The organism is Saccharopolyspora spinosa NRRL 18395, from assembly GCF_000194155.1.
In the GTDB taxonomy this organism is placed as follows: domain Bacteria; phylum Actinomycetota; class Actinomycetes; order Mycobacteriales; family Pseudonocardiaceae; genus Saccharopolyspora; species Saccharopolyspora spinosa.
In genome coordinates this window covers 1-15,366 of sequence record NZ_GL877878.1, presented here as the reverse complement: position 1 = coordinate 15,366, position 15,366 = coordinate 1, and the positions used below count along the sequence as shown (strand labels likewise).

At 69.1% G+C, this 15,366-nt stretch carries 16 protein-coding genes and 2 pseudogenes; 9 read left to right on the top strand and 9 right to left on the bottom strand.

The window, feature by feature from the left end:
• Positions 1-130 precede the first annotated feature (130 nt).
• Together SSPN_RS0100090 and SSPN_RS0100085 are read left to right on the top strand one after the other, a co-directional pair.
• Positions 131-1,057, top strand: coding sequence for a diacylglycerol/lipid kinase family protein (locus SSPN_RS0100090; protein WP_010304785.1), 927 nt, complete (start codon positions 131-133; stop codon positions 1,055-1,057).
• Positions 1,058-1,276: 219 nt separating this feature from the next.
• Positions 1,277-1,531 (top strand): WhiB family transcriptional regulator, encoded by a 255-nt coding sequence (locus SSPN_RS0100085; RefSeq protein ID WP_010304783.1) that lies wholly within the window; start codon positions 1,277-1,279, stop codon positions 1,529-1,531.
• A gap of 285 nt (positions 1,532-1,816) precedes the next feature.
• Here the strand turns inward: SSPN_RS0100085 and SSPN_RS0100080 are convergent, their stop codons facing one another.
• The gene (locus SSPN_RS0100080) at positions 1,817-3,310 is read right to left on the bottom strand and encodes a sensor histidine kinase (protein WP_010304781.1); all 1,494 of its coding nucleotides are present in this window, start codon (positions 3,308-3,310) and stop codon (positions 1,817-1,819) included.
• Between the two features lie 30 nt (positions 3,311-3,340).
• Positions 3,341-3,556, bottom strand: coding sequence for a biotin/lipoyl-binding carrier protein (locus SSPN_RS0100075; protein WP_010304778.1), 216 nt, complete (start codon positions 3,554-3,556; stop codon positions 3,341-3,343).
• A 188-nt stretch (positions 3,557-3,744) separates the two neighbouring features.
• On the opposite strand from SSPN_RS0100075, the gene SSPN_RS62385 reads away from it, so the two are divergent.
• Complete coding sequence (locus tag SSPN_RS62385) at positions 3,745-3,822, top strand: 50S ribosomal protein bL37 (RefSeq protein ID WP_371812874.1); 78 nt, start codon at positions 3,745-3,747, stop codon at positions 3,820-3,822.
• Positions 3,823-3,896: 74 nt separating this feature from the next.
• Here SSPN_RS62385 and rsrA read toward each other — a convergent pair whose 3' ends face one another.
• Both rsrA and SSPN_RS0100060 read right to left on the bottom strand, forming a co-directional pair.
• A complete protein-coding gene (gene rsrA, locus SSPN_RS0100065; protein ID WP_010304774.1) occupies positions 3,897-4,229 on the bottom strand; it encodes a mycothiol system anti-sigma-R factor in 333 nt (110 codons plus the stop codon).
• Complete coding sequence (locus tag SSPN_RS0100060; protein ID WP_010304771.1) at positions 4,226-4,930, bottom strand: sigma-70 family RNA polymerase sigma factor; 705 nt, start codon at positions 4,928-4,930, stop codon at positions 4,226-4,228. Before SSPN_RS0100060 ends, rsrA begins: the two co-directional genes overlap by 4 nt.
• Before the next feature lie 227 nt (positions 4,931-5,157).
• Between SSPN_RS0100060 and ybaK the strand changes: the two genes are divergently transcribed.
• A complete protein-coding gene (ybaK, locus tag SSPN_RS0100055) occupies positions 5,158-5,634 on the top strand; it encodes a Cys-tRNA(Pro) deacylase (protein WP_010304764.1) in 477 nt (158 codons plus the stop codon).
• Positions 5,635-5,884: 250 nt separating this feature from the next.
• Here the strand turns inward: ybaK and SSPN_RS0100050 are convergent, their stop codons facing one another.
• The 3 genes from SSPN_RS0100050 to SSPN_RS0100040 are packed head-to-tail and all read right to left on the bottom strand — an operon-like array spanning position 5,885 to position 8,012.
• Positions 5,885-6,496: an alpha/beta hydrolase family protein gene (locus SSPN_RS0100050; protein ID WP_010304760.1), complete on the bottom strand. Its 612-nt coding sequence runs from the start codon at positions 6,494-6,496 to the stop codon at positions 5,885-5,887.
• Positions 6,493-7,209: an SOS response-associated peptidase gene (locus tag SSPN_RS0100045; RefSeq protein WP_010304756.1), complete on the bottom strand. Its 717-nt coding sequence runs from the start codon at positions 7,207-7,209 to the stop codon at positions 6,493-6,495. The genes SSPN_RS0100050 and SSPN_RS0100045 overlap by 4 nt, the downstream gene beginning before the upstream one ends.
• 38 nt (positions 7,210-7,247) lie before the next feature.
• Positions 7,248-8,012 carry an SOS response-associated peptidase gene (locus SSPN_RS0100040; protein WP_010304753.1) on the bottom strand — a complete coding sequence of 255 codons (765 nt, stop codon included), beginning with the start codon at positions 8,010-8,012 and terminating at the stop codon, positions 7,248-7,250.
• A 207-nt stretch (positions 8,013-8,219) separates the two neighbouring features.
• Here SSPN_RS0100040 and aroA point away from each other — a divergent pair, with 207 nt between their 5' ends.
• The 4 genes and pseudogenes from aroA (at position 8,220) to SSPN_RS0100020 (ending at position 12,412) form a co-directional block, all read left to right on the top strand.
• Entirely contained in the window at positions 8,220-9,488 is a 1,269-nt protein-coding gene (gene aroA, locus SSPN_RS0100035; RefSeq protein ID WP_010304749.1) for a 3-phosphoshikimate 1-carboxyvinyltransferase, read from the top strand.
• A 19-nt stretch (positions 9,489-9,507) separates the two neighbouring features.
• Positions 9,508-10,514: pseudogene (rsgA, locus tag SSPN_RS41840) on the top strand (ribosome small subunit-dependent GTPase A).
• Between the two features lie 158 nt (positions 10,515-10,672).
• The gene (locus SSPN_RS0100025) at positions 10,673-11,533 is read left to right on the top strand and encodes an SCO4651 family lipoprotein (RefSeq protein ID WP_010304746.1); all 861 of its coding nucleotides are present in this window, start codon (positions 10,673-10,675) and stop codon (positions 11,531-11,533) included.
• A gap of 84 nt (positions 11,534-11,617) precedes the next feature.
• The gene (locus tag SSPN_RS0100020; RefSeq protein WP_010304742.1) at positions 11,618-12,412 is read left to right on the top strand and encodes an SCO4651 family lipoprotein; all 795 of its coding nucleotides are present in this window, start codon (positions 11,618-11,620) and stop codon (positions 12,410-12,412) included.
• A 91-nt stretch (positions 12,413-12,503) separates the two neighbouring features.
• Here the strand turns inward: SSPN_RS0100020 and SSPN_RS0100015 are convergent, their stop codons facing one another.
• Complete coding sequence (locus SSPN_RS0100015) at positions 12,504-13,007, bottom strand: DUF6912 family protein (protein WP_010304739.1); 504 nt, start codon at positions 13,005-13,007, stop codon at positions 12,504-12,506.
• A pseudogene (locus SSPN_RS41835) lies at positions 13,004-14,420 on the bottom strand (WS/DGAT/MGAT family O-acyltransferase). The gene SSPN_RS0100015 and the pseudogene SSPN_RS41835 overlap by 4 nt, the downstream one beginning before the upstream one ends.
• Before the next feature lie 69 nt (positions 14,421-14,489).
• Here SSPN_RS41835 and SSPN_RS0100005 point away from each other — a divergent pair.
• Complete coding sequence (locus tag SSPN_RS0100005; RefSeq protein WP_010304731.1) at positions 14,490-15,269, top strand: TrmH family RNA methyltransferase; 780 nt, start codon at positions 14,490-14,492, stop codon at positions 15,267-15,269.
• The last annotated feature ends 97 nt before the right edge of the window (positions 15,270-15,366 follow it).

The following is a 15,366-nucleotide window of genomic DNA, read 5'->3' as shown; positions in this document are numbered from 1 at the left end:
AGCCCGGCGCGCCGGCCGGTCCGCGTGCGGCCCGCTGCGGAAGGGGGATCACCTGGAGATCTGAACCGCGGCGCGACGCCGAACACCGGACGGTGCGTCGGCCCGCACGGGCCTCGCCTAGGCTTCGGTTGTGCGCGCCGTACTCGTTGTCAACCCGCAGGCGACGTCCACCACTGCGGCTGGCCGGGATGTCATCGCCCACGCGCTGGCCAGCGAGCTGAAGCTGGACGTCGTCGAAACGCAGTACCGGGGCCACGCCTCCGACACCGCGCGAGCGGCCGTCGAGGACGGCGTTGACTTGGTGATCGCGCACGGCGGCGACGGCACGGTGAACGAGGTGGTCAACGGCATGTTCTCGGCCGCCGACCTCGGCGATCGGGTGATGCCGACGTTGGGCGTGGTGCCCGGCGGCTCCGCGAACGTGTTCGCCCGCGCGCTCGGTCTGCCCAGGGACCCTGTCGAGGCCACCCACCGGCTGCTGCGCGCGGTGGCGGACGACAGCGGGCGGATGGTCGGGCTCGGCAAGGCCGACGACCGGTGGTTCACCTTCAACGCCGGCGTCGGTTGGGACGCCGAGGTCGTCGCCGAGGTCGAGCGGCAACGCTCCCGCAGCCAGCACGTGACCCCCGCCCTGTACGCGCGCACCGCGTTAAGCTGCTACTTCCGCATGGCGCGCCAGGCCCCGTTGATCAGCTTGCAAATCGGTCACGAAGAACCGATCCATCAACTACACAGCGTGTTCGTTTCGAACACCGATCCGTGGACGTATCTCGGGTCACGTCCAGTGCGCATGAGCCCCGACACCAGCTTCGACACTGGTCTCGGGGTTTTCGCATTGCACAATATGCATGCTTACCCTGTGTTACAACATGTAGCGGCGATGCTACGCGGTAGAGGGAAACCACACCCTAGAAACTCAATTCAGCGTGCGGACGTAGGCCATCTCCGCGTAACCTGTACGGAGCCGTTGCGCCTGCAGGTCGACGGTGACTGCCTGGGGCAGCGTTCGGCGATCGAGTTTTTCTCCGTCCCGGATGCTCTCCGCGTCGCTGTATAACCTTCTCGTAACGGATGAACGTAGTTGTCGACTCGCGACCCCCATCTGCGATCGATGACGCACGGAAACCCCTGGTCAAGCCCTGTCGATCTTTCAGGTGAGTTCCCTCACCACACGAGATCGAACTCTTGACATCGCGGCAGTTCGTGAAAGTATTCACAAACACCCCGAACGAAACGAGCGGCGCGCGTGGGCGCGCCTAGCGAGGAGCAAGGAACGATGGACTGGCGCCACCGTGCGGTTTGCCGTGACGAGGACCCGGAGCTGTTCTTCCCTGTAGGGAACAGTGGTCCTGCTGTGCTGCAAATCGCCGAGGCGAAGGCCGTTTGCCGCCGTTGTCCGGTCGCCTCCGAGTGCCTGGCTTGGGCACTGGAGAGCGGGCAGGACGCCGGCGTATGGGGCGGTATGAGCGAAGACGAGCGGCGCGCGCTCAAGCGGCGCAACGCTCGCACCCGGGCCCGCACCAACGCCTGAGTCGCGAAGCTCGCTGAAAGCGTGCCGGGTCGGTCACACCCCCGGTGGCCGACCGCACGTTTTCGCCCCGGTCGAACGAACGGCCGTCGCACCCGACAATTCAAACCCCAACGAGATACCCGGCCGATCCGCGTCGATGTCGGCCCCGGCAGGAACCGCAAAGCTCTCCGCTCGATGAGCTGAGTTCCGCCAGGAACCCGACCCGATCGGCCACGACACGCCACCCAACCGGCATGTCACCGGAGATCGACGCACCAGCGCGGCACTCCCACCCACGGGACGGCATCAGCGCCGGTACTTCAGAGGCACCCGCAACACCGCCTCAGTACCGGGTTGCCGGCCGCGACCGCGCAAGCTCAACGACCCTCGGAGCTCGGATTCCACGAGGGTCCGCACGATCTGCAGGCCGAGACGTTCGGCGCGTTCGAGGGAGAAACCCTTCGGAAGGCCGCGACCGTCATCGGAGATGACGACGTCCAGCCAACGCGCCGAACGCTCCGCCTGCACAACGACTTCCCCGCCCTGGCCTTCCGGGAATGCGTGCTCGAAAGCGTTCTGCACCAATTCGGTGAGCACCATCACCAACGGCGTGGCCAGCTCCGCCGACACCACCCCGAAGCGACCCTCACGGCGCACCTTGACCCCGGTCTCCGCCGCGGCGACATCGCTCATCATCGGGATCACGCGATCGACCACGTCGTCGAGATCCACCCGCTCGTCCACCGACATCGACAGCGTCTCGTGGACCAACGCGATCGACGTGACCCGCCGGACCGACTCGTCCAAAGCAAGCCGAGCCTCGTTGTTCCCGGTCCGCCGCGCCTGCAGCCGCAGCAGAGCCGCCACCGTCTGCAGGTTGTTCTTGACGCGGTGGTGGATCTCGCGGATCATCGCGTCCTTGGACATCAGCGCACGGTCCCGGCGCTTGACCTCGGTCACGTCGCGCACCAGCACCAACGCGCCGGCCTGCTGCCCGCGCGGCCGCAGCGGCAACGCCCGGAACAGCACCGTCGCACCCCGCGCCTCGGCCTCGATGCGCATGCTGGGCTGTCCGCCCATCGCCCGGCGGACGCGCTGCGCGACCTCGTCCGCGTCGAACGGATCGTTGAGCAGCGACCGGGTCAGCGGGGCGAGCTGCGCCCCCACCAGATCCGCGGCGTGGCCCATCCGGTGGTACGCGGAAAGCGCGTTGGGGCTGGCGAACACCACCGTGCCGGAGCTGTCCAGGCGGATTAGACCGTCGCCGACCCGCGGGCTCGTGTGCACATCGGGCGCCGGCTCCGGGGTCGGGAAGGTCCCGTCCGCGACCATCTGGCACAGGTCGGCCGCGCTGCCCAGGTAGGAGATCTCCAGCGGCGACGGCACTCGCGGCACGGCCAGGTTGGTGTCCCGGCTGAGCACCGCGACGATCTCGTCACCCAGCTTCACCGGGATCGTCTCCCGGCGCACCGGCACGCCCAGGTGCCAGCGCGGATCCTCCTCGCGGCAGATCCGGCCCTCCAGGGCGGCGCGCCGCAGCTGCGGGTGCTCTTCCTGGGTGACCTCGGTGCTGACGACGTCTTCCGGGTGGGCCGTGGGCGCCGTGGTAGGCCGCGCCTGCGCAACGCACAGGAACCGGCTTTCCGGCGCGGCCTGCGGGCCGATCGGGACCCAGAGCAGGAAGTCCGCGAAGGACAGGTCTGACAGCAGCTGCCATTCGGCGACCACGAGCTGCAGGTGGTCGGCCGCGGTGCCGGACAGTCCGGTGTGCTCGGCGAGCAGATCACTCAGCGTGGACAAGATCCGCCTCTCTTCGTCGGCGCGGCCGCGTCATTCCACGACCGCGATGAGATCGCCTTCCTGGACCACGTCGCCGGGCTTGACCGCCATCGCGCTGACCGTGCCCGCGATCTCGCTGAGCACCGGGATCTCCATCTTCATGGACTCCAGCAGCACCAGCGAGTCGCCGTCGCCGACCGAGTCGCCCTCGCCGACCGACACCGCCATCACGTTGGCGACCATCTCGGCGCGGATCTCCTCGGCCATCACGTTCCTCCTCGTCGTGGGCCCGGGGGGCCCCTGATTAGGAAACCACGACCGGAACCACCCGCCAGCGGCAGGTGGTGGCCATGTCAAACTGGATGCTCGAAACCCCAGCGGAGACCGGGTGGTACGCGCGAACGCCCATCCCCCGGTCGGACTGGTCGGACAGGCGAACTTTAGGGAGAGGCCACATGGGTAAGCGGGCCCGCAAGAAGAAGGACCGGCGCAAGAACAAGGCCAACCACGGCAAGCGCCCCAACGGCTCGTGAATTCGGCGGCGCCAGCCGTCGGACGCGAGAATGGCCCCGGACCGGGCGGTCCGGGGCCATTCGTCGTTTTGCGGTCATTCCGCCGATGTTCGCTTGGTCCGCACCTCCACCGAGGTGCCTTCCGGGCCGCGCTCGACGGTCACCTCCGCCTTCCGCAGCACTGCCTCCCGAATGGAGGCCCGAAGCCGGTCCTTCAGCTCCGTGGGGGCGTGCTCACCGCCGCACTTGCGATGCAGCAACGCCTTGATGTGCTCTTCGATGCCGAAGTGTTCTAGGCAGCTACCACAGCCGTCGAGATGCTGTTGCACCGCCGCGCGCCGTTGCTGGTCGCACTCGTTGTCCAGGAACAGCCACACTTCAGCGAGCACGTCCTCGCAGGAGTCTTCGTCGGGCCCGCCGCAATTCATTTAGTGCTCACCTCCCGCTTGGTCTCCCGCAAGAAGCCGCGATCACGGGCGACGTCGGTGAGCATCTCACGCAGTTGCCGGCGACCACGGTGCAGCCTCGACATCACCGTGCCGATCGGTGTGCCCATGATCTCGGCGATCTCCTTGTAAGCAAAGCCTTCCACGTCCGCGAGGTAGACGACCATGCGGAACTCTTCGGCCAACTGTTGGAGGGCTGCCTTCACGTCGGTGTCCGGCAACCGGTCCAGCGCTTCGACCTCGGCCGAGCGCAGGCCGCTGGAGGTGTGGTTCTCGGCCTGGGCGAGCTGCCAGTCGGCGATTTCGTCGGTCGGCTGCTGCTGGGGCTGCCGCTGCCGCTTGCGGTAACCGTTGATGTAGGTGTTCGTGAGGATCCGGTACAGCCAGGCCTTGAGGTTCGTGCCCTGCGCGAACGACTTGAAGGCAGAGAAGGCCTTGAGGTAGGTCTCCTGGACCAGGTCCTCGGCGTCCGGCGCGTTGCGGGTCATCCGAAGTGCCGCGCCGTAGAGCTGGTCCAGTAGCGGCATCGCGTCCCGTTCGAAGCGGGCCGCGCGCTGCTCGTCGGTCTCCTTGCTGCGGTCAACCTCGGAGGAGTCGACCGTCGGCTCAATGTCGGCAGTGCTGAGCCGCCCGGCATCGCCGGGCCGCCCGGTTGCGTCCGGGTGCTCTGGGGTGCTTGGCACCTGGCTCCTTTCCCGCCGCCTGGACGAGGTGACTGCAGGCGACGAACCCATGCGATCTTTCGCATGGTCCATATACGAGGATACCCGCGCCCGCCTGCTGATACCTGGTGCTGACAGCAGTGCACGCTCGGCGCAATCCAGCACGCAGGTGTTCGTCGAATCCATCGTCACGAACCGTGCAACGCGGTCTGCGTCAAGGGTTATTCCAGCCTTCTAGAGTGACGCGCATGGCAGGCAAGGGCACTCCGGCGACAGCGCTGTTGAGCAAGCGACGCATCTCTCACCGGGTGCACGCATACGAGCACGATCCACGTGCCGAGTCGTTCGGGCTGGAGGCGGCCGAGGCACTCGGCCAGCCGCCGGAGCGGATCTTCAAGACGCTGGTGGCGGAGGTCGATGGCAAGCTCACCGTCGGCGTGGTCCCGGTCACCGGGCAGCTCGACCTGAAGGCGCTCGCCGCTGCCGCCGGCGGGAAGAAGGCGAAAATGGCCGAGGTCGCCGACGCCGAACGCGCCACCGGCTACGTCGCGGGCGGGATCTCACCGCTCGGCCAGAAGAAGCGGCTGCCGGTGGTGATCGACAAGTCGGCGACGGGGTTCGAAACGATCTACTGCAGCGCCGGGCGGCGAGGCCTGGAGATCGAGCTGGCGGCCGACGACCTGGTCCGGCTGCTCGACGCCCGCATCGCCGATATCGCCAGCTGACCCCGACACCACGTTTACCGCAATTTCAAATGGAAATCGGCCATTCGATTGCCTTTGAGCCTTTTCCATCCTGGCCGATCCGCCGCCGTGCCGCTGGAAGTCCCACAAGGACAGCCGCGTATCGCGGTTATACACAAGTCCGTGATCCCACCGCCAAGAAGACCGCTGAGGTTCCGCTACCCGCAACGCAACGCAAGAAGAGGTTGGAAAACGCTTCATTGAAATCGCGGCCGGAACCGGAGCCGAGCACTCAGTCGAGGAGGCGGAGGACTCGTTGGAGCCACTCCTGGGCCGCGCGGAAGACCGCGTCCACATCGCCCTTCAGCGAGTGGTCGCCGGGAACCAGCACCACTTCGCGGTTGTGCGACGGTTCCGGCTGGCCGAAGGCGTCCCGCTCGCCCTGCACCACCAGCACCGGAGCTTCCACCCCGTCGAGCTCACCGAGCCTCGACTTCTCCGGCTTGCCCGGCGGATGCACCGGGAACGCCAGGCACAACACCGCCGACGCCGCGCCCGCCTCCGCGGTTCGGCAAGCCACCCGCGCCCCGGACGACCTACCGCCGAAGATCAGCGGCAGATCCGGGAACCAGCGCTCGCCGAGGTCTTCCACCACCGCGAGCCACGCCGTGTCGAGCTGCTTGGCCGGGGCGGGCGCCCGGCGGCCCGCGACCCGGTAGGGCTGCTCGATCAGCGCCACGTGCACCCCGGCTTCGGTCGCGGCCCGAGTCACCGCCACCAGGTCGGGGGCGGCGATGCCACCGCCCGCGCCATGTCCGAGCAGCAGCGCGGCGCGGCCCTCTTCGGCGCAGTGCAGTTCGGCCCAGGCCGGGCCGTGCGGCGTCTCGACCTCGACCCTGGTCATGACTCGAACAGCGCGGCTTGTTCGGCGGGTTCGGGCAGCGGCTCGACCCGTTCCAGCAGGTCTGGATGGTTGTTGCGCATGCTGTTCACCTCGGTGGAGACGGGGTGGATCGCCAGTTCGCCGAGCACCTCCCGCTCGGGTTCCAGCAGGTCCGCGATCTCGGTGCGCTGCGGGTCGAGCCAGTCGGCCCAGCGGTGCTCGGACAGCACCAGCGGCATGCGGTGGTGAATGCCGGCCAGCTCGCCAACGGCATCGGTGGTGACGACCGCGCAGGTCACCAACGGCTGATCGGTGGAGTTCGGCGCCCACCAGGCGGAGAACACCGCGGCCATCGCCAGGCTGGTGCCGCTCTCGCGGGTGCACAGGTACGGCTGCCGACGCCGATCCCCGGGACGCCACTCGTACCAGCCGGTGGCGGGCATCAGGCAGCGGCGGCGGCGCGCCGAGTCCGCGAAGGCCGGCTTGACGGTGATCGACTCGGCCCGAGCGTTGATCATGGGCGGGCCGCTGCCGAGCTCCTTCGCCCAGGTCGGCACCAGGCCCCAGCGCACCGGCCGGACGCTGCGTTCGGCACCGCGCTGCACGACGATCGGCACCGTCTTGGTCGGTGTCACGTTGAAATCCGCGCCCACCGCACCGGCCGTGCGATCCGCCGCCGCGAACTCCTCGGCCAGCGCCGCCGGGTCGTGCCCGACGGCGTACCGACCACACATCAGAACTCACCCCGCGTTCGCCCGGCGCCCGAGCCGGCTCACTTCATGTCCGAATCCAAACCTACCGCCTGCGGTTGCTCGTCGAGCGACACGCGCTCCAGGAGCTTCGCGCCGTTGTTGCGGACGCTGTTGACCGCAGTCGACACCGGTCGGATCTCCAGTCCGTCGACCAGCTCCCGCGGCGGCGGGCCGAGCAGATCGGTGACGTCCGGCAGGTCCGGGTCGAGCCACTGCTCCCACGCCGTCGCCGGCAGCAACAGGGGCATCCGGTCGTGCACGTCGGCCAGCTGCCCGATCGCGCTGGTGGTGAGCACCGAGCAGGTCACCAACGGCGGCGCATCCTCGGCCTGGGGGTCGCGCCAGGACGCGTAGATCCCGGCCATCGCCAGGCTGGACCCGTCCGGGGACGTCATGAAGAACGGTTGCTTCCGGCCGCCCTCGCGCTTCCACTCATACCAGCCGTCGGCGGGCAGCAGGCACCGGTAGCGCTTGATCGAGCTGCGGAAGGCGGGTTTGGTGGTCACCGTCTCCGACTTGGCATTGATCATCCGGCTGCCGATGGTCTTCTCCTTCGCCCACATCGGCACCAAGCCCCACCGCATCACCCGGATGGTGCGTTCGGTCCGTTCGAGGTCCCGATCACCGGCATCGTCGCGGGGGTGCCGCTGCACGACGCTGAACACGTTCTTGGTCGGCGCGACGTTGAAGTCCGCGCCCGGGGCTGCCCCGCCGGTGGCGTCCAACGCCGCGAACTCGGCCGCGAGCTTGCCCGGATCCTTCGTGGAGGCGTACCTGCCGCACATGCCTGGTCGAACCTCCGTCACCTCGTAGCGGAACGGTCGACCTCATCCTTGCAGCCCGGATCGCCGCAGGCGAGCGACATCGCTACCCGAACCGCGACGCCCATCACTGGCGCAACTCGCGCCGCCACGCGAACCGACCTGCGCAGATGCACCACCGGGTGGCCCCCACCGCTGAAAACGCGGAGCCGGGTGGGGGATCATTGCCCTATGACCCAGCTCTGGCCTGCTCCGGTCGCCCGCGGCGCGGTGCGCGCGACCGTCCCGGTGCCCGGTTCGAAGTCCATCACCAACCGTGCGCTGGTGCTCGCCGCGCTCGCCGAGGGCCCGTCGTCCCTGTGCGCCCCGCTGCGCAGCAGGGACACCGAGCTGATGGCCGGGGCGCTGCGTTCCCTCGGGGTCGAGGTGCAGGACGGACCGGACGGCTCGTGGCTGGTCACCCCGTCCACGCTGCACGGACCGGCCGAAGTCGGCTGCGGCCTGGCCGGCACGGTCATGCGGTTCGTCCCGCCGGTCGCTGCCCTGGCAGTCGGACGGATCACCTTCGACGGTGACCCGCAGGCCCGCCAGCGCCCGCTGGGCACGGTGCTCGACGCGCTGCGCGAGCTGGGGGCCGAGATCGACGGCAACGCCCTGCCGTTCGACGTGCACGGCACCGGGAAGCTCGCCGGGGGCACGGTCACCATCGATGCGTCCGCGTCGTCGCAGTTCGTCTCCGGGCTGCTGCTGTCCGCGCCGCGGTTCGAGCAGGGCGTCACGGTGCTGCACCAAGGCAAGCCGGTCCCGTCGCTGCCGCACATCGAGATGACGGTGTCGATGCTGCGCGCCGCCGGTGTCGACGTCGACGACCAGGAACCGAACACCTGGCGGGTGGCACCGGGCAAGATCCACGCGCTGGACGTCGACATCGAACCCGACCTGTCCAACGCCACCCCGTTCCTCGCCGCCGCAGCGGTGACGGGCGGCACCGTGACCGTGCCCGGTTGGCCGGCGCAGACCACGCAGGCCGGCGACGCCATCCGCGAAATCCTCCGCCAGATGGGCGCGCACGTGCAGCGGACCGACGCCGGTCTGACCGTCACCGGCCCCGACGAACTCACCCCGATCGACATCGACCTGCACGACGTCGGCGAGCTCACCCCGACGGTCGCGGCGCTGGCGGCGCTAGCCCCCGGCCGCTCGCAGCTGCGCGGCATCGCGCACCTGCGCGGCCACGAGACCGACCGGCTCGCCGCGCTGCAGAACGAGCTCAACAAGCTGGGCGGCGCGGTCGAGCAGACCGCGGACGGGCTGCTGATAGAGCCCAGGCCGCTGACCGGCGGGAACTGGCACTCCTACGCCGACCACCGGATGGCCACGGCTGGCGCGATCCTCGGGCTGAGGGTGCCCGGCGTGGCCGTCGAGGACATCGCGACGACCGCCAAGACGATCCCCGACTTCCCGGGGATGTGGGCGACGATGCTCGGGGAAACGGCGTGAGCGCGGGGGCGGCGATCTGATGCGCAAGCGCGGTTGGCGGGATCTGGACGAGTCCGATGTGCGGGTGCGCCCCGGACGCCGCGGCAGCCGTCCGCGCAGCAAGCAACGCCCCAAGCACGCCGACGCCACGGCCGCGATGGTCGTCGCGGTCGACCGCGGGCGGTGGACCTGCGCGTTGGAGGGCAATCCCGACCAGCTGGTCACCGCCATGCGGGCCCGCGAACTCGGCCGCACACCGGTGGTCGTCGGGGACCGGGTCGACCTCGTCGGCGACATCTCCGGCAAACCCGACACGCTGGCTCGCATCGTGCGGGTCGCCGACCGCACCAGCGTGCTGCGCCGCACCGCCGACGACACCGACCCCTACGAGCGGGTCGTGGTCGCCAACGCCGAACAGCTGGTCATCGTGACCGCGCTGGCCGATCCGCCGCCGCGCCCCGGCTTCATCGACCGCTGCCTGGTCGCCGCCTACGCGGGCGGGCTGACCCCGGTGCTGTGCCTGACCAAAGCCGACCTCGCCGACCCCGGCGAGTGGATCGACACGTACTCCTCGCTGGATATGCCGATCACGATCACCCGGCTGGACGCCGAACCCGAGGAGCTGCGCGCCCTGCTCACCGACCGGGTCTCCGCGCTGGTCGGCCACTCCGGGGTCGGCAAGTCCACATTGGTCAACCGGCTGGTGCCGGCCGCGGACCGGGCGACCGGCGAGGTCAGCGGGGTCGGCAAGGGCCGGCATCCCCCCCGGCGGTCGCCCTGCCGCTGCCCGAGCGGGGCGGCTGGGTGGTGGACACCCCGGGCATCCGCTCGTTCGGCTTGGCGCACGTCACCGCGGACGACGTGATCGCCGCGTTCGAGGGCTTCGCCGAAGCGGCTGAGGAATGCCCGCCGAACTGCGGTCACCTCGGCGGTTCCGACGATCCGGACTGCCACCTGGACACCTACGCGTCCGACGGCGGGAGCGTCGAACAACTCGCCTCGCTGCGCCGCCTGCTGCGCTCCCGCGCCGGACTCGACGAAGCCTGATCCCCCCGAACGAGTCGCGATCGTCCCCTGTGGTCTCACGACATCGTTGCTAGCGTGGGATTCGGTCTGCGCGGGTCGTTCTCACTCCCGCGCGGCCAATATGGCGTGCGGACAACCGCACGAGCACAGTGCCGCCACCGGCCCGAGGAGCTCGCCCGATGCCACGAGCCAGCAGGACCGCGGTGTTGTCCGCTGGTCTCGCCCTGATCGCCGCACTCAGCGCCTGCGGCACCGAACCACTCCCGCAGGCCAGGGCGCTGATGGCCACCCAACCCGACCCTCGACCCGCTGCGAGCACGATGTTGTCGCAGGTGATCGGCAAGATCAACGAACGCGGCAGCGTGCGCAGCAGCGTTCGCGGAAGCCTCGGCATGGTGGGCGAACTGGCCGCGGAAGGCACCGTCCACTACCGGGGCCCGCTGGCCGATCTCGCGTTCAGCGGCCAGACCCGCGCCCCCGGGAACAAACCGCAGCAAATCGAGCTGTCCATCGTGGACGGTGTCGGGTACCTGCAGACCCCGTTGACGCGGCCCGCACCCGACAAGCCGTGGCTCAAGATCACCCCCGGCGGCGCAGATTTCGGCGCAAAACTCCTCAGTCCCGCACTGCACCAGCTACACGAAGCCGTCGACCCGCGCGCCACCTTCAGCGGCGTCGAAACCGCCACCCGCATCCAGCAGAGCGCGCCCGACACCGTCGACGGCAAGCCGGCCACCCGCTACGAACTGCGGGTCATCACGTCGCAGGCCGCCGACGTGTCCGCCGACCCGCAACAGCGCGCCCAGTTCCGGCAGGCCGCCCAAGACGGGGAACCGGAACTCGGATACCAGCTGTGGCTGGACGAATCCGGCCTGCCAGCGCGGTTCGCGGCCAGCCAGGAAGTCGCGCAGGCCGGCAAGGTGTCGCTGACTTCGACCTACCGCGACTGGGGCGCGCCCACCGAGATCCCGGTCCCGCCGGCCGGACAGGTCGGCGTCTTCGAGGACCTGCCGAGGCAGGCCCAACAACCGCCGCGCTGACCGGGCTTCCACAAAACACCCTAAAAGGGCAACGCGGAATGTTACGTTCTGGGCATCGCAATCTTCGTCCAGAGAGGAATTCCCTTGCGCCGCACCGCAGTCGCCCTGTCCGCAGCCGCATTAACAATCACCCTGGGCGCCTGCAGCCAGGGCGGGTCCCCGGCCGCCCCGGACAACCCCGGACAGCAGCAGACCGAGAACTCCGGCTCCTCGTTCAAGGACATCTCGTCGCTGGTCAGCTCCGCGAAGTCCAGCATGAGCGAGAAGAAGACCGTGACGGTGTCCTTCGAGGGCACCGGCGCCATCCAGAGCCTCGGCTCCACGAAGTGCCAGCTGGACATCGCGCAGACCGAGATGGCCTGCACCGGACCGACCGAGATGGTGTTCACCCGCGACGGCCTGTACATCAAGAGCCCGCAGCTGGCGCAGCTCTCCGGCGACCCGAGCAAGCCGTGGCTGAAGATGTCCGCCAACGACTCGATGGCGCAGCAGCTCGGACAGCTGGGCAAGATCAACGACTTCGGAGCCATGCTGCCGCCCGGCTCCACCATCACCGCCAGCACCAAGGAGCAGGTCGACGGCCAGGACGCGACCCGCTACGAGATCGTGACCGACCTCAAGGCGGCCGTCGTCGGCGCCAAAGCCGAGGAGAAGGCGGCGTACGAGGCCCTGGTCGGCGCCGGGGTCTCCGAGATCAAGCAGACCGTGTGGCTGGACGCCGAGGGCCTGCCGATCAAGGCCAACTCGACCACACCCGCCCTCAACGTGGCCGGCCAGCAGATCCCCGAGTCGACCATGACGGTGCGCTACAGCGACTGGGGCAAGCCGGTTCAGATCAACATCCCGCCAGCGGACCAGGTCCAGGAAAAGCAGCAGTGACACCGCGGTGCGGCCCGAGGCACCCCGCCCCGGGCCGCACCATCCGGTCCACGCCGCAACGCGACGCTTCGCCGCTTTCGCGTGGAATCGGCTACATCAGTTCCAGCAGGAACGGCACTTCCTGAGGCGCGTACCAGGCCAGCTCGTGGTCCTCGGCCTCGCCGAGGGTGAAGTCCGCATCCGGGTCGCCGAGATCAGCCGCGTCGATGACCTCAGCCGCGGCGCGCACCGCCTCCTCGGCTTCCGTGGCGTCCACGTGCACCGCCGCGAGCTGCCGCCACTGCACCGGCCCGGACACCTTCACGACAGCGTGGTCCAGGTCCGGTCGCAGAGTCACGTCTTCGACATCGGCGGAGATCACCACCCGCCGGAGCTCCACCTTCTCGCCCGCGCCCAGGTCACCGGCGATCAACCGCAGCGACGCCCGAGCGGCCTCCCGCATCGCCGCGTACTCCATTTCCTCCGTGTCGCCGCTGGCGTAGGACTCGCGCAGCGCCGGTGTCAACGCGAACGCTGTCCCGCCCAACGGCTGCAACTGCTTCTCCTCCACCAACCGCCGCAACATCGGCACCGTGGCGGGCAGGTAAACCCTCATGCGTCGACCGTCCCGATCATCTCGTCCACTGCTTCTCCGATCATCGCCGCGAGCACGTCCACATCGGGCATCGCATCCCGATCCGCGTTCAACCCGAAGTACACGCCGCCGTCGTAGGAGGTAACGCCAACCGACAGCGACTGGTTTTTGGCCAACGGCACCACCGGGAACATTTCCATCATCCTCGCCCCCGCCGCGTACAACGGCACCTGCGGTCCCGGAACGTTCGTCACCAACACGTTGAACAGCCGGTCGGAGAACTGGTTCGCGACCCGCGCACCCAACGCGTGCAGGGTCGGCGGCGCGAACCCGGACACCTTGACCAGCGCACCGGCCGCCACCGACTCGCCGGACTCCGCGTGCGCCCGCATCGCATGACTGACCTGGTGCAGCCGAACGATGGGGTTACCCTCGCCGACCGGCAGGTCCACGAGGTAAGCCGACACCTTGCTGCCGACCGATCCGACCGGCAGGCTGCCAGTCTCCGGGTACGTCGCCCGCGCCTCGTCGTCGTCGGAGCGAACCGACACCGGGACCATCGCGCGCACCGTCGTCGACGGGGTCACCACCTCACCGCGGGACAACAGCCAGTTCCGCAAGGCACCGGTCACTACCGCCAGCACCACATCGTTGACCGTGCTGCCGTGGGCCCGGCGAACGGCGCGGAGATCGTCGAGCTTGGCCCTCGCGACGGCGAAACGGCGCTGGGTGGAAGTCGGCGCGTTCAGCGGCCCGCTCGGTGCCGGGACCACTGCCGTCCGCAGTGCCGAGGCGACACCGCCGAGCGCCCTCGTGACCTTCTGCACCGTCGCGGTCGCGTCGGCCACCGCTGACCGGACGTTCTCCACCACTTCACCGGGCCGCTGCACCGCATCGGTCATCGCCTCGACCAGCAGCTCGGCCAGGCTCGGCTCTGGACGCGGCATCCACAGCTCGTCGGCGTCCGGGACCTCCCGGTCGCGTTCCACGTCCAGGATCACCTGGCCGATGTCGATCGCGCCGATGCCGTCGACCATCGCCTGGTGGGTCTTGGTGATCACCGCCACACGGTTCTTGGACAGGCCCTCAACCAGGTAGATCTCCCACAGCGGGCGGGTGTGGTCGAGCTTCCGGGACATCAGCCGGGCCGCCAGGTCGTGCAGCTGGCCGTCGTTACCCGGCTTGGGCAGCGCCGAGCGACGCACATGGTAGGTGATGTCGAAATCCTGGTCGTCCACCCACACCGGGCGGACGAGCCCACCCGGAACCTGCATCACCCGCTGCCGGTAGCGCGGCACGAAGCCCAGGCGGCGGTCGATCAGCGCCAGCACGTTGTCGTAGTCGAACCCGGTGCGCGGCCGCCGGAACACCGCGCGTCGTGTAGTCCTCCAGGTAGAGGAAGGAGGCGTCGACTGCGGAGAGACGATCGGACATGACCGCGATCCTGGCACACAACCGGCCCGATCCCGAGGGGTTCCAGTCGAGGTGGGCGCGGCAGCACATGTGACACTTGGAACCGTGACCAGCGAAGTTTCCCCGAAAGATCGATTCGTCACCGTATACGGCCGAAAGCCGGTGTTGGAGGCGTTGGCGGACTACGACCTGCGCGTGGACAAGGTGATCCTCGCCGAGGGGCTGCGCGGGCCGATCATCGAGGAGATCAAGGACGCCGCCGCCGACCGCGCGGTGAAGATCCAGCGGGCGAGCGCGCACCGGGTGAAGGTGCTGGCCGGGAACGGCCGGCACGACCAGGGCGTGGTGGCCGACGTGGTGGCGCGGAAGATGCGGCCGCTCTCGGACGCGCTCGCCGAGCCTGCCCACGCGCCGCAAACCATTCTGCTGCTCGACGGCCTGACGACACCGGCGAATGTCGGGATGATCCTGCGCACCGCGACCGCGGCCGGGATCGACGGAATCGTGGTGCCGCACCGCGGGGTCGCCAGCCTCGATCCGCTGGTCATCAAGGCGTCGGCCGGCGTAGCGTTCCACGCTCCGGTGCTGCGGACCAGGACGGCCGGCGAGGCAGCGGAAATGCTGAGCGAGGCGGGTTATCCGCTGTTCGCGCTGGAGGCGTCCGCAGCGGAGAGCATCTTCGACGCCGACTTCGGGTCGCGCGCGGTGTTCGTGCTGGGCAGCGAAACCGCCGGGCTTTCGGAGGACGTACAGACCCGCATCGCGCAGCCGCTGGCCATTCCGATGGCTGGAGGCGTGGAATCGCTCAACGTCGCCAGCGCCGCGGCGGTGCTGTGTTTCGAACTGCTCCGGCGCAAGCTGACTTCATGAGTCGCGGGTGGTAATGGTCGTCATCGCGCCGGCCATTACCACCCGCATTGACGCGCAATGGGGATGCAGAAATGGGAAGGGGCCCCTTCTTCCGGAA

Bases quoted from the DNA above. Each gene is read 5' to 3' on its own strand.
- SSPN_RS0100085 (WP_010304783.1), top strand. From the start codon at position 1,277: ATGGACTGGCGCCACCGTGCGGTTTGCCGTGACGAGGACCCGGAGCTG.
- SSPN_RS0100075 (WP_010304778.1), bottom strand. From the start codon at position 3,556: ATGGCCGAGGAGATCCGCGCCGAGATGGTCGCCAACGTGATGGCGGTG.
- SSPN_RS62385 (WP_371812874.1), top strand. From the start codon at position 3,745: ATGGGTAAGCGGGCCCGCAAGAAGAAGGACCGGCGCAAGAACAAGGCC.
- rsrA (WP_010304774.1), bottom strand. From the start codon at position 4,229: ATGAATTGCGGCGGGCCCGACGAAGACTCCTGCGAGGACGTGCTCGCT.
- ybaK (WP_010304764.1), top strand. From the start codon at position 5,158: ATGGCAGGCAAGGGCACTCCGGCGACAGCGCTGTTGAGCAAGCGACGC.
- SSPN_RS0100050 (WP_010304760.1), bottom strand. From the start codon at position 6,496: ATGACCAGGGTCGAGGTCGAGACGCCGCACGGCCCGGCCTGGGCCGAA.
- SSPN_RS0100045 (WP_010304756.1), bottom strand. From the start codon at position 7,209: ATGTGTGGTCGGTACGCCGTCGGGCACGACCCGGCGGCGCTGGCCGAG.
- SSPN_RS0100040 (WP_010304753.1), bottom strand. From the start codon at position 8,012: ATGTGCGGCAGGTACGCCTCCACGAAGGATCCGGGCAAGCTCGCGGCC.
- aroA (WP_010304749.1), top strand. From the start codon at position 8,220: ATGACCCAGCTCTGGCCTGCTCCGGTCGCCCGCGGCGCGGTGCGCGCG.
- SSPN_RS0100025 (WP_010304746.1), top strand. From the start codon at position 10,673: ATGCCACGAGCCAGCAGGACCGCGGTGTTGTCCGCTGGTCTCGCCCTG.
- SSPN_RS0100015 (WP_010304739.1), bottom strand. From the start codon at position 13,007: ATGAGGGTTTACCTGCCCGCCACGGTGCCGATGTTGCGGCGGTTGGTG.